Here is a 13,526-nt window from a genome sequence, read left to right as displayed (position 1 = left end):
CCCTTCATGGGGCGGGTTTTGTTTTTTGGACCTGGCCGCTCAAGCCTGCCCCAGGCTTACCGGTCGCCCCACCCCGACTCGGGTCTCTTTTTTATTAAGTTGCCACCATGCTCAAACGCCTTGCCTACCTGGCGCTCTGTGTCTGCGCCCCGTTGTCCGCCGCACCACAGATCGACAACCCGCGTTTGCAGCAACTGGCCAACGACCCCTTCTGGATTTCCCTGGGCCACTACGAAACCGCCAAGCTCGGCGGCTGGCGCAGCTATGTCAGCGACCCCAAGTTCTTCCTCGCCGCCAACGGCGCCGAACGCCCCGATGCCGAGCTGCAAGCCACCCTGCAAGCGCTCTACGCGCCTGCCAGCGCCGGCGAGCAACACGCCCAGTGCGTGTACCCGGCGCGCACCCGTTGGCTCAAGGCGCAACTGAGCCTCACCGACCTGCCCACGGTGGCGTGCGCCGAATTCACCCAGTGGTTCAAGGACGTTTCGCCCCACAGCGCGGTGATGATTTTCCCGGCGGCTTACCTCAATAGCCCGTCGTCGATGTTCGGCCATACCCTGCTGCGCATCGACCAGGCCGATGTGCAAAGCGACCAGACCGCCCTGCTCAGCTACGCGATCAACTTCGGCGCCTACATCGAAGGCTCCGACAACAGCATCCTCTACGCCTGGAAAGGCCTGATGGGCGGCTACCCCGGCCTCTTCGCCCTGGTGCCCTACCAGGAAAAGCTCTCCGAGTACCGCAGCCTGGAGAACCGCGACCTGTGGGAATACCGGCTGAACCTGACGCAAGTCGAGACTGAGCGCATGGTCGAGCACGTCTGGGAACTCAAGCAGATCAAGTTCGACTACTTTTTCTTCGACGAAAACTGCTCCTATCGCCTACTCGAGCTGCTGCAAGTGGCCCGCCCGGGCCTGAAGCTGACCGAGCAATTCCCCCTTACCGCCATCCCCACCGACACGGTGAAAGCGGTCAAGGACGCGGGCCTGGTGGAGAAGATCGACTATCGCCCCTCCCGCGAGCGCGAATTGCTCAGCCGCGCCGAGCCGCTGGACGGTGACGAACAGCAATGGGTGCTCAAGGTCAGCGCCGACCAGCAACAGCTCCAGGCCCCGGCCTTCAAGGCCCTGCCCCGCGCGCGCCAGGCGTTGATTATCGACGCCGCCTATCGCCTGGAGCGCTACCGCGCCAACGGCCAGGAACGCGACCCGCAACGGGCCCAGCGCAGCTTCGAACTGTTGCGCGCGATCAACCAGAACCCTGCGCCGGAGCTGGACATCCCCCGCCCCGGCCTGCCCGAGGACGGCCACGAATCGCGCACCTGGCAGGCCGGCATCGGCACCCGGGGCGACGATGCCTTCGCCGAATACGGCCTGCGCATGGCCTATCACGACCTCAACGACAACGCCGAAGGCTTCCCCCTGGGCGCGCAGATCGAAATCCTGCAAATGAAAGTGCGCCAGTACGAAGGCAATCGCTGGCAGTTGCAGCAACTGGACCTGGCCACCATCCGCTCCCTGACCCCGCGCAACGAGCTGCTGCAACCACTGTCGTGGCAAGTCACCGGGGGCCTGGAACGGGTGCCGGGCAAGCACGACGACGAAACCCTGGTCAGCCACGTCAATGGTGGCGCCGGCGGCACCTGGCAACTGGGTGACGACCTGCTCGGCTTTGCCCTGGGTACCGTGCGCGTGGAGCACAACAACGACTTCGCCGAATTCATCTCCCCAGCCGCCGGGTTCAATACCGGCCTGCTGTGGAAAAACCCCCTGGGCAACCTGAGCCTGGAGGCGCGCGGCGACTACTTCACCAACGGCGAAGTGCGCCGTAGCCTGAGCCTCAACCAGCAATGGGAGTTGTCGCGCAACCTGGGCCTGCGCCTGAGTGCCCAGCGCGAATTCAGCCACCTGGCCTCGGCCGAGAACGAAGTGATGCTGGAATTGAAGTGGTATCACTACTGAAGCGCAAAACAGCGCCCCACAGGTCGCTTTGCAACGCCCGATGAAACCAAAAGGCTGCGACCATGGCCCAACCCTGCATGACAGGAGAAATGCCATGAGTCGCGCATTCGTCAACGAAGACCAGGCCGCTGCCCAGGCCGACACCCCGGTGGAGCGCCAGGTCAGCACCCAGCCCAACCACCTCACCGCCCGCGGGCTGGCGCAATTGCAGGCAAAAGTCGCCGAACTGCAGCAATTGCACAGCGAAGAAAGCGCCCGAGGCGAAATGGCCGACAAACAGCGCCAGGCCGAGATCGAGCGTGACCTGCGCTACTTCAACCAGCGCCTGCGCAGCGCCCAGGTCGTCGCGCCCGCCACCTCCACCGAGCAGGTGCAGATCGGCAGTTGGGTGACCTTTGCCAATGAAGAAGATGCGCAACAGCGCGTACAACTGGTGGGGGAAGATCAGGCCGACGCCGCGCGCGGCCTTATCAACTGGGGCTCGCCCCTGGGCCGGGCCCTGCTGGGCGCCCGGCTCGGCGACGAAGTGCTATGCAAGCGCCCCGCCGGCGATCAGGTGCTGGAGATTATCCGCATCGAGCCCGAGGCTTAGACCACGCCCTGGGCCAGCATCGCGTCGGCGACCTTGACGAAACCGGCGATGTTCGCGCCTTTGACGTAGTTGATGCGGCCGTTTTCTTCGCCGTAATGCACACACGCGTGGTGGATCGACTGCATGATGTTGTGCAACTTGCTGTCCACCTCACCGGCCGTCCACAGCAGGCGCATGGCGTTCTGCGACATCTCCAGGCCACTCACCGCCACGCCGCCAGCGTTCGACGCCTTGCCCGGGGCGAACAAAATGCCCGCCTCGATAAAGATATCCACCGCCGCCAGGGTGGTCGGCATGTTCGCGCCTTCGGCCACGCAGATGCAGCCGTTGCGCAGCAGGGTGCGCGCGGCGTTGTCGTCCAATTCGTTCTGCGTCGCGCAAGGCAGCGCGATATCGCACGCCAGGTCCCACGGGCACTGGCCGGCACGGAACTCCAGGGCAAAACGCGTCGCCAGTTCGCTGATGCGCCCGCGCTTGACGTTTTTCAGCTCCAACACCGCCAGCCATTGCTCCTCGGTCAGGCCCGACTCGCAGTACAGCGTGCCTTCGGAGTCAGACAGGGAAATCACCTTGCCGCCCAGGTCCATGACCTTACGTGCCGCGTACTGGGCCACGTTGCCGGAACCGGAGATCGCCACGCGCTTGCCTTCCACACGCTGGCCGCTGCGCTTGAGCATTTCTTCGGCGAAGTACACGCAGCCAAAACCGGTGGCTTCCGGGCGGATCAGGCTGCCGCCGTAGCTCATGCCCTTGCCAGTCAGGACGCTAGTGAACTGGTTGCTCAGGCGCTTGTACTGGCCGAACAGGAAGCCAATTTCGCGGGCACCGACGCCGATATCGCCGGCCGGCACGTCCACGTCTGCGCCGATGTGGCGGTACAGCTCGCTCATGAACGCCTGGCAGAAACGCATCACCTCGGCGTCGCTCTTGCCCTTGGGGTCGAAGTCCGAACCGCCCTTGCCGCCGCCCATGGGCAGGGACGTCAGGGAGTTCTTGAAGGTTTGCTCGAAGGCGAGGAACTTCAGTACGCCCATGTTCACCGACGGGTGGAACCGTAGGCCGCCCTTGTACGGGCCGATGGCGCTGTTCATCTGGATGCGGAAACCGCGGTTGACCTGCACCTTGCCCTGATCGTCAACCCAGGAAACGCGGAACACCACCGCGCGTTCGGGTTCGCAAATCCGTTCGAGAATGCCCGAGGTCAGGTAATGCGGATTAGCCTCCAGAAATGGCCACAGGCTGCGTAGGACTTCTTCTACAGCCTGGTGGAATTCCGGTTGCTCAGGGTCGCGCTTTTTCAGGCGGGCAAGGAAGTCTTCGACGGATTCGATCATGGGAAGTCTCGGCAAATTTATTGTCGTTAAAGGAGATTTGCCCGGGACTTTATCAATTCATTTCGCACCGCGACAGCGCAAAATGTCGCAGTTATGAAATTAAATGGTGCATTGGATGTAAATCGGCAGGGTTTTCTCGGCTGTTTTGCACCTAAACGGGGATTATCAATTCTAGGGTTGCACCATCAGGTAAACCGCCATCGCGGGCTCGCCCGCGATGAAGCCCCTCTGCCCCCGAGAAAAAAACACGCAAATAAAAACGGAGCCCCCAAGGGCTCCGTTGTTCAAACCACCGGCGCGAATCAGGCCAGTTTCTTGTGCCGTACGCGGTGCGGCTGGGCCGCTGCGTCGCCGAGGCGTTTTTTGCGGTCGGCTTCGTACTCGGTGTAGTTGCCCTCGAAGAACACCGCTTGCGAGTCGTCTTCGTACGCCAGGATGTGGGTCGCCACACGGTCGAGGAACCACCGATCGTGGGAGATCACAATGGCGGCGCCCGGGAAGTCCAGCAGGGCTTCTTCCAGGGAACGCAGGGTTTCAACGTCCAGGTCGTTGGACGGTTCGTCGAGCAGCAGGACGTTGCCGCCCTCTTTCAGGGTCAGGGCCAGGTGCAAGCGGCCGCGCTCACCACCAGAGAGGTCCTTGACGAACTTCTGCTGGTCGCCGCCCTTGAAGTTGAAACGCCCGACGTAAGTACGCGACGGGATTTCGTAGTTGCCGATGCGGATCTGGTCCGAGCCGTCGGAGATCTGCTGGAACACGGTCTTGCTGCCGTCCAGGTCGTCACGGCTTTGGTCCACGCAGGCCAGTTGCACGGTTTCGCCGATTTCGATGCTGCCCGAATCCGGTTGTTCCTTGCCCATCAGCATGCGGAACAGCGTGGATTTACCCGCGCCGTTACCGCCGATAACGCCGACGATCGCGCCCTTTGGCATGGAGAACGACAGGTTGTCGATCAACACGCGGTCGCCATAGCCCTTGGAGACGTTTTTGAATTCGATGACCTTGTCACCCAGGCGCGGACCAGCCGGGATATAGATCTCGTTGGTTTCGCTGCGCTTCTGGAATTCCTGCGACTGCATTTCCTCAAAGCGCGCCAGGCGCGCCTTGGACTTGGACTGGCGGGCCTTGGCGCCTTTGCGCACCCATTCCAGTTCGTCCTTCATGGCCTTTTCATGGGCCGATTGCTGCTTGGATTCCTGGGCCAGACGATCGGACTTGGCTTCCAACCAACCCGAATAGTTGCCCTCGTACGGAATGCCCGCACCGCGGTCCAGTTCCAGGATCCAACCGGCGACGTTGTCGAGGAAGTACCGGTCGTGCGTGATCGCGACCACGGTGCCCGGGAAATCGTGCAGGAAGTGCTCCAGCCAAGCCACCGAGTCAGCGTCCAAGTGGTTGGTCGGTTCGTCGAGCAGCAGCATATCGGGAGCCGACAACAGCAAGCGGCACAGAGCCACACGGCGTTTTTCGCCACCGGACAGGTGCTCGATCTTGGCGTCCCAGGCTGGCAGGCGCAGCGCATCGGCGGCCACTTCCAGTTGACGATCCAGGTTGTGGCCGTCGCCGGCTTGCAGGATGGCTTCGAGCTTGGCCTGTTCGGCGGCCAGTTTGTCGAAGTCGGCATCCGGGTCGGCGTATTCGGCGTAGACCTGATCCAGGCGCGCCTGGGCGTCCTTGATGACGCTGACTGCTTCCTCGACCACTTCACGCACGGTCTTGGTCGGGTCCAGTTGCGGCTCTTGCGGCAGGTAGCCGATGTTCAGTTCAGGCATCGGGCGCGCTTCGCCGTCGAACTCGGTGTCGACGCCAGCCATGATTTTCAACAGGGTGGATTTACCCGAACCGTTGAGGCCCAGCACGCCGATCTTGGCGCCGGGGAAGAAGGACAGCGAAATGTTTTTCAGGATTTCCCGCTTCGGCGGAACAACTTTGCTCAGCCGATGCATGGTGAAGACGTATTGAGCCATGGAGAACCTAGGGTCAGTGACGGGTGAATAAAGCGGGCGAAGCCCGGGCCAGGCTATGCGCGGCGCGGGCCGTTGATCGCGATCAATGCCTGCGTGCGGAAAATGCCTGATTGTCTGGGGCTGGAGCGCCTTCGCGTAACCGGCAAAGCTACCTCAACGGATCATATGAGTCCAGCCAGCAGGGGCTGGCACTTTGCCACAACTCAGGGCATGCTAGCCGCCCTTTGGGCGTCCGGCTTATAGTGCACGTCGCGCCAGTCCAGCCAAATCGCAGGGTCACAGCTTGCCCAATGTCACTTCGCCTTCGTCCGCGCGCGCGCCAAACTCTGCGCCCGGCTTGCCTCTGCGCGGCACCATCAAGGGCGCACTGGCAACCATGGTCTTGTTGCTGTTGGCCCTGCTGTTCTGGCAACTGCTCGACCAGCTCAAGCAAACCCAGCAACACGAACGCCAATACACCATCGACTACAGCGCAGACCAGGCCGACCACATCAACCTGAACATGGCGCTGAACGCGCAGATCGCCCTGAATCTGCTACCGATCGTCGAACAACCCCGCTCATCCGATGAACTGCAGGCGCTGCTGGCCAAACTCCAGCGCTCGCTGCCCGACCTGCGCAGCCTGGCCCTGCTCGACAGCGAAGGCCAAGTGCGCAGCGACAGCGCCGCCGCCAGCGGCGACCACCCATGGCTGGCGCAGATGACCCAACGCAGCCGCGCCCAACGCTACTTCTACGGCAGCGCGGCGGATGGCTCGGTGGCGTACCTGCTGTTGCACCAACCCAGCGGCGACAGCAAAGGCTACTGGGCGCTACGTTTGGCCCCTCGCTTCGTGCAAGGCCTGGGCAAGAGCGGCGAACACCCAGCCTCGGCCCAATGGGCGCTGGAAAACCAACTGACCCAACAGATCATCGGGCAAAGCCCCAACCTGGCGGCGGCGCACAACCAGGTCCTGCCCCCCGAAGCCCTCGAAGACAGCGTGCTGGTGGTACCCCTGGGTAAAAGCGACTGGCAACTGCGCGGGTTGTTTGATGAGCAAGCGGTGGTCGAGCAACTACTGCCGGCGTTTATCGGCAAATGCCTGCTAGGGCTGGCGTTCTCTCTACTACCGCTTGTCGCCCTGCTCAACATGCGCCGCCGCCAGCGCCAGTTGCATGAGGGCCGGCGCCGCTACCAGGACATTTTTGAAGGCACGGGCGTGGCCTTGTGCGTGCTGGACCTGTCCGGGCTCAAGGCTTTCTTTAATAACAGCCACCTGCAAACCGGCGACGAACTGCGCCAATGGCTGCAAGGCCAACCGGGCCAGCGCCAATACCTGCTGCAAGAGCTGCGCATCACCGAGGTCAACCAGGTCGCCCTGCAATTGCTCAACGTCAGTTCCTGCGAAGACGCCTGGAGCCTGTTGATTGCCGGCGACCCGCAGGTGGGCAATGCCATCGGTAATCAATTGCTTGAAGCGGTGCTGGAGCAACAGCAGCAACTGGAGCTGGAAATCAAGCTCAAGGACGCCCAGGGCAACGACCAGCATCTGTGGCTGGTGCTGCGCCTGCCCCGCGAGCGCAGCGACTACCAAGCGGTGATCCTGAGCATCAGCGACATCACCAGCCGCAAGCTGATCGAGTTGTCGCTGGTAGAACGCGAAGGCTTCTGGTCCGACGTGGTGCGCACAGTGCCCGATCACCTCTACGTGCAGGACGTCGTCAGCCAGCGGATGATTTTCAGCAACCATCACCTGGGCCAGACCCTGGGCTACAACAAGACCGAGTTGCAGCAGATGGGCGAGTACTTCTGGGAGATCCTGCTGCACCCCGAAGACGCCGACCTCTACCACCTCGCCCGCCAGGAACAGCGCCGCAGCGGCTACGCGCAATTGCTGCAATGCCAGTTGCGTTTTCGCCACCGCAACAACCAATGGCGGCGCTTCGAGGTCCGCGAGCAGGCCCTGGCCCGCGACCGTCACAACCAGGTCACGCGCATCATTGGCGTGGCCAAGGACATCACCGACCAGATCGAAGCCAGCGAGTCGCTGCGCGACAGCGAGCAGCGCTATCGCATGCTCGCCGAGAGCATCAGCGACGTGATTTTCTCCACCGACAACAAACTCTCGCTCAACTACGTCAGCCCTTCGGTGCAAGCCGTACTGGGCTTTGCCGTGGACTGGATCTTCCAGAATGGCTGGCAATCGACCATCGCCAACCCCCAGCAACTGAGCGGCATCTACAGCCTGATGGATCGCGTCAGCAAAGCCCTGGACAAACCCGAGCAACTGGCCCAACTGCGCGACCAGGTGCAGACCCAGTTGTTCCTGTTCGACTGCCTGCGCGCCGACGGGCGCAAGATCCCCATCGAGTTGCGCCTGGTGCTGGTGTGGGACGAACACGGTGCGTTCGAGGGGGTGTTGGGGGTGGGCCGCGACATCAGCCAGCAGCGCCGCGCGGAAAAAGACCTGCGCATGGCGGCCACGGTGTTCGAGCATTCCACCTCGGCGATCCTTATCACCGACCCGGCCGGCTATATCGTGCAGGCCAACGAGGCCTTCAGCCGCGTCAGCGGTTATGCGGTGGCGCAGGTGCTCGACCAGTTGCCCAACATGCTCACCGTCGACGACCAACAGGAAGCCCACCTGCGCTATGTGCTCAAGCAACTGCACCAGCACAGCAGCTGGGAAGGCGAGGTCTGGCTCAAGCGCCGCAACGGCGAGCACTACCCGGCCTGGGTCGGCATCACCGCGGTGCTGGACGACGAAGGCGACCTGGCCAGCTATGTGTGTTTTTTCAGCGACATCAGCGAGCGCAAGGCCAGCGAGCAGCGCATCCATCGCCTGGCCTACTACGACGCCCTGACCCACCTGCCCAACCGCACGCTGTTCCAGGATCGCCTGCACACCGCGCTGCAATCGGCCGAGCGGCAGAAGTCGTGGGTGGTGCTGATGTTCCTCGACCTGGACCGCTTCAAGCCAATCAACGATTCCCTCGGCCACGCGGCCGGCGACCGTATGCTCAAGGAAATGGCCACGCGCCTGCTCGGCTGCGTTGACGATGACGACACCGTGGCGCGCATGGGCGGCGACGAATTCACCCTGCTCCTGCAACCGCGTGCCAGCCGCGAAATGGCCCTCAACCGCGCCATCCACGTCGCCGAGCAAATCCTCGCCAGCCTGGTCAAACCCTTCGTCCTTGAAGGCCGCGAGTTCTTCGTCACCGCCAGTATCGGCATCGCCCTGAGCCCCCAGGACGGCAACGAGCTGAGCCAGTTGATGAAGAACGCCGACACCGCCATGTACCACGCCAAGGAACGCGGCAAGAACAACTTCCAGTTCTACCAGGCCGACATGAACGCCAGCGCCCTGGAACGCCTGGAGCTGGAAAGCGACCTGCGCCACGCCCTGGACCAGAACGAATTCGTCCTTTATTACCAACCCCAGTTCAGCGGCGACGGCAAACGCCTGACCGGCGCCGAAGCCCTGCTGCGCTGGCGCCATCCACGGCGTGGGCTGGTACCGCCGGGGGACTTCATCCCGGTGCTCGAAGAGCTGGGCCTGGTGGTGGATGTGGGCGACTGGGTCATCGCCGAAGCCTGCCGCCAGCTCAAAGCCTGGCACCTGGCGAAGGTGCGCGTGCCGAAAGTCTCGGTGAACATCTCGGCACGGCAGTTCTCCGACGGCCAACTGGGCACCCGCATCGCCAACATCCTCAGGGACACCGGCCTACCGCCGGCGTGCCTGGAGCTGGAACTGACCGAAAGCATCCTGATGCGCGAAGTCAGCGAAGCCCTGCAAATCCTCGCCAGCCTGAAGAACCTGGGCCTGAGCATCGCGGTGGACGACTTCGGCACGGGCTACTCCTCGCTCAACTACCTGAAGCAGTTCCCCATCGACGTGCTGAAAATCGACCGCACCTTCGTCGATGGCCTGCCCTGCGGCGAACAGGACGCCCAGATCGCCCGCGCCATTATCGCCATGGCCCACAGCCTGAACCTGGCGGTGATCGCCGAAGGCGTGGAGACCCACGAGCAACTGGACTTCCTGCGCGAACACGGCTGCGACGAAGTGCAGGGCTACCTGTTCGGCCGCCCGATGCCGGCCAACCGTTTCGAAGCCCAATTCAGCAACGATGCGCTCTTCCTGTTCGACTGACAGCAAGAGCGCGGCAAGCTTAAAGCGACAAGCGGCAAGCAGTAGCGCGTTGGCTTTAACTTGCCGCTTGTAGCTCCCCACTTGAAGCTCGCTCTCCCACAACCTGATCGCGTTTCATATCCCTTCTAAAAGCGCATGGGTTAGAATGCCCCTCTTTTCTGCCCCCGATCCTTGAGGACCGCCATGTTCAGCCGTGATTTGACTATTGCCAAGTTCGACGCCGATCTTTTTGCCGCCATGGAGCAAGAAGCTCAGCGCCAGGAAGAACACATCGAGCTGATCGCTTCGGAAAACTATGCCAGCCCAGCGGTGATGGAAGCTCAAGGCTCGGCCCTGACCAACAAGTACGCCGAAGGTTATCCGGGCAAGCGCTACTACGGTGGTTGCGAGTACGTCGACGTGGTTGAGCAACTGGCCATCGACCGTGCCAAGGAGCTGTTCGGCGCCGATTACGCCAACGTCCAGCCACACGCCGGTTCCCAAGCCAACAGCGCCGTGTACCTGGCCCTGCTCTCGGCCGGCGACACCATTCTGGGCATGAGCCTGGCCCACGGCGGTCACCTGACCCACGGTGCCAGCGTTTCTTCCTCGGGCAAGCTGTACAACGCCATCCAGTACGGCATCAACGCCGATGGCCTGATCGACTACGACGAAGTCGAGCGCCTGGCCCTGGAACACAAGCCAAAAATGATCGTGGCTGGTTTCTCCGCCTACTCCCAGATCCTCGATTTCCCACGCTTCCGTGAAATCGCCGACAAGGTAGGCGCCTACCTGTTCGTCGACATGGCCCACGTGGCCGGCCTGGTCGCCGCTGGCGTGTACCCGAACCCGGTACCGTTCGCCGACGTGGTCACCACCACCACCCACAAGACCCTGCGCGGCCCACGTGGCGGCCTGATCCTGGCGCGCGCCAACGCCGACATCGAGAAAAAGCTCAACTCCGCGGTGTTCCCTGGTTCCCAGGGCGGCCCACTGGAGCACGTGATCGCCGCCAAGGCCATCTGCTTCAAGGAAGCACTGCAGCCTGAGTTCAAGGCCTACCAACAACAGGTCATCAAGAACGCCCAGGCCATGGCCAGCGTGTTCATCGAGCGCGGTTTCGACGTAGTTTCCGGCGGTACTGAAAACCACCTGTTCCTGCTGTCGCTCATCAAGCAGGACATCTCCGGCAAAGACGCCGATGCCGCACTGGGCAAGGCGTTCATCACCGTGAACAAAAACTCGGTGCCTAACGACCCACGCTCGCCGTTCGTCACCTCGGGCCTGCGCTTCGGCACACCCGCCGTGACCACTCGCGGCTTCAAGGAAACCGAGTGCAAGGAGCTGGCTGGCTGGATCTGCGACATCCTGGCCGACCTGAACAACGAAACCGTGATCGACGCGGTACGTGAGAAGGTCAAAGCCATCTGCGCCAAGCTGCCGGTATACGGCGCTTAATCGCCCCGTTACTACGCGGCACTAAAAAGCCCGGTCTTATGACCGGGCTTTTTTTCGTCTGAACGTTGAGTGGCGAATGTAAGGGGAAACATCCAAAAACAGACTTGTGCAAACACCGTCACCCCTTCGACTAACCTCAAAAGTGCACTTCTCCTAAACACTCTCAAAAGGATTTGAGAACCATGAGTACCAGCCGAAACAAATCATTCCTCGCAACGTTCACCGTCAACGGCTCCTGGCTGCACTTTCCAGGTCAGACCTTCAACGAAAAAGTCACCGTCCTGCACTACGATACGCCTTCCATCGCCACGGAAGTCCGCGATGTCTCCAATGTGCTGACCATGATCGCGGTCAACGTGAACCCGCCCCTGGTGTTCTACTGCCGCAATGAAGACGACTACTACACCTTCTACAACCGCACTCCAGGCCCTTACTACGGCAAGGTCATCAGCAAGAACCAGCATGACAAGTTCGCCGCCCTGCCTGCGGCGGGTAGAGACACCACAACGTTTAACTTTCTGGACTTGGACGGCAACATTATTACGTTGGACGACATTCAGTCCGACCAAGTGGACGTGCGTATCCAAACCCGTGCAGGCGCCCCCTTGGGGCTTAACAACAAGTTCTCGAAAATAAATAGAGTGCATCACTTCATTGGCGAATACGGCACCCAACTGACTTGGCGCATGAAGATACTTGAGCGCAATACCCCGTATATCAGCGACCCGGACGAAGTTTGATCGATATAAAAGCCGCCTGCTGTGGGCAGGCGAGTTTTTCAGAGTTGCTCGAAAGCTTTCTTTATTTTTTCGTGGGGCAAATCGTCGCCGATGAACACAATGACACTTTCGCGCACTGCATCTTCGGCCCACTCGGTATCCCAATCGAAGCCGTAGAGTTTCAATACGCCTTGGAACACCAGGCGCCGCGCCTCACCGCCAATGTTCAGAACGCCTTTGTAACGCAGCAGTTGTTTGCCGTGGTCTTCCAGCAGTTGGTTCATGAATTCGCTGAGCCGGTCGATATCCAGCGGTTTGTCGGTGCGCAGCACCAGGCTGCAGATCCGGTCGGTGGCCGCGGCCTTAGCCACTGGCCGCAGGTTCAGGCCACCGCCCAGGTCAGCGTTGAGGTTGAACCCGCGCACGTCCAGCAACTCGGCCAGGTCGATCCGGCCATGCTCGACCACCCGGATCGGCGCCCGGCGGTTGATCCGGGTCAGGCGCTCGCTCAGGGCGGTGAAGGCCTGCTCGTCCACCAGGTCGCGCTTGCTTACCAACAACCGGTCGGCAAAGCCGACCTGCGCCTGGGCGATGGTCTGGGTCAGGTGGAATTCGGCATGCGCGGCGTCCACCAGGGTGATGATGCCGTCGAGGATGTAGCGCTCGCGCAGTTCTTCATCGATGAAAAACGTCTGGGCCACGGGCGCCGGGTCGGCCAGCCCGGTGCATTCGATCACCAGGCGATCGAAGGCGATCTCGCCACTGTCCAGGCGCTCGAGCAGCAGGAACAGGGCTTTGGTCAGGTCGGTGTGGATGGTGCAGCACACGCAACCATTGGACAGGGTCATGACTTGTACCGGCTCATCACCCAACAACTGAGTATCAATGCCGGCGTCACTGAATTCGTTTTCGATCACGGCGATTTTCAAGCCGTGCTCGGCCTTGAGTAGGTGGCGCAACAACGTAGTTTTGCCGGCGCCGAGAAAGCCGCTGAGGACGGTAACGGGGATGGGAGAGGACAAAAGCAGTTCTCCTGAATAACGCAAGGAACAAAACAAATGTGGGAGCGGGCCTGCCCGCAATGGTGGTGCCAGATTCAACATCGCTGTTGGCTGACAGTCCGCCATCGCGGCAGGCACGCTCCCACAAGGGGTTACATCGACCCGACTAGCGGGTCAACAGCACTTGGGCCCACCCTTGCCCCCGTAACGGGCTTCCTGGCGTTCGCGAAAGAACGCCTCGTAGTCCATCATCGGTTTGTCCGGGTGTTTGGTCTGCATATGCTCGACGTAGTTGTCGTAGTCGGGCATGCCGACCATCAGGCGCGCGGCCTGACCGAGGTACTTACCGAGGCGACTCAGGTCATTGAACATGGCGCATT

Annotated in this window: 9 protein-coding genes; 5 read left to right on the top strand and 4 right to left on the bottom strand. The window is 61.7% G+C overall.

All coding sequences use genetic code 11. The annotated features are described in order from the left end of the window. Positions 1-107 precede the first annotated feature (107 nt). Entirely contained in the window at positions 108-1,961 is a 1,854-nt protein-coding gene (locus CKW13_RS15180) for a DUF4105 domain-containing protein (RefSeq protein ID WP_095109440.1), read from the top strand. A gap of 94 nt (positions 1,962-2,055) precedes the next feature. After that, the gene (locus CKW13_RS15175) at positions 2,056-2,553 is read left to right on the top strand and encodes a GreA/GreB family elongation factor (protein ID WP_095109439.1); all 498 of its coding nucleotides are present in this window, start codon (positions 2,056-2,058) and stop codon (positions 2,551-2,553) included. Here CKW13_RS15175 and gdhA read toward each other — a convergent pair. Further along, positions 2,550-3,887 (bottom strand): NADP-specific glutamate dehydrogenase, encoded by a 1,338-nt coding sequence (gdhA, locus tag CKW13_RS15170; RefSeq protein WP_095109438.1) that lies wholly within the window; start codon positions 3,885-3,887, stop codon positions 2,550-2,552. The genes CKW13_RS15175 and gdhA overlap by 4 nt on opposite strands. Positions 3,888-4,189: 302 nt before the next feature. After that, positions 4,190-5,854, bottom strand: coding sequence for an energy-dependent translational throttle protein EttA (gene ettA / locus CKW13_RS15165; protein WP_095109437.1), 1,665 nt, complete (start codon positions 5,852-5,854; stop codon positions 4,190-4,192). Between the two features lie 376 nt (positions 5,855-6,230). Between ettA and CKW13_RS15160 the strand changes: the two genes are divergently transcribed. The 3 genes from CKW13_RS15160 (at position 6,231) to CKW13_RS15150 (ending at position 12,166) form a co-directional block, all read left to right on the top strand. Further along, on the top strand, positions 6,231-9,989 hold the full coding sequence (locus CKW13_RS15160) for an EAL domain-containing protein (protein ID WP_218192056.1): 3,759 nt from the start codon (positions 6,231-6,233) through the stop codon (positions 9,987-9,989). Positions 9,990-10,172: 183 nt separating this feature from the next. Further along, positions 10,173-11,426, top strand: a complete 1,254-nt coding sequence (gene glyA, locus CKW13_RS15155) for a serine hydroxymethyltransferase (RefSeq protein WP_095109435.1) — start codon at positions 10,173-10,175, stop codon at positions 11,424-11,426. 182 nt (positions 11,427-11,608) lie between these two features. Beyond that, positions 11,609-12,166 (top strand): hypothetical protein, encoded by a 558-nt coding sequence (locus CKW13_RS15150; protein ID WP_095109434.1) that lies wholly within the window; start codon positions 11,609-11,611, stop codon positions 12,164-12,166. Positions 12,167-12,204: 38 nt separating this feature from the next. Here the strand turns inward: CKW13_RS15150 and yjiA are convergent, their stop codons facing one another. Both yjiA and CKW13_RS15140 read right to left on the bottom strand, forming a co-directional pair. Next, positions 12,205-13,167 carry a GTPase gene (yjiA, locus tag CKW13_RS15145; protein ID WP_095109433.1) on the bottom strand — a complete coding sequence of 321 codons (963 nt, stop codon included), beginning with the start codon at positions 13,165-13,167 and terminating at the stop codon, positions 12,205-12,207. A 153-nt stretch (positions 13,168-13,320) separates the two neighbouring features. Further along, the gene (locus CKW13_RS15140) at positions 13,321-13,518 is read right to left on the bottom strand and encodes a YbdD/YjiX family protein (protein ID WP_003182142.1); all 198 of its coding nucleotides are present in this window, start codon (positions 13,516-13,518) and stop codon (positions 13,321-13,323) included. Positions 13,519-13,526 lie beyond the last annotated feature (8 nt).

The sequence above is a fragment of the Pseudomonas sp. Irchel 3E20 genome (genome assembly GCF_900187645.1).
GTDB lineage: Bacteria > Pseudomonadota > Gammaproteobacteria > Pseudomonadales > Pseudomonadaceae > Aquipseudomonas.
The sequence above is the reverse complement of the archived record's forward strand: the minus strand, read 5'-3'. Positions and strand labels throughout refer to the sequence as shown.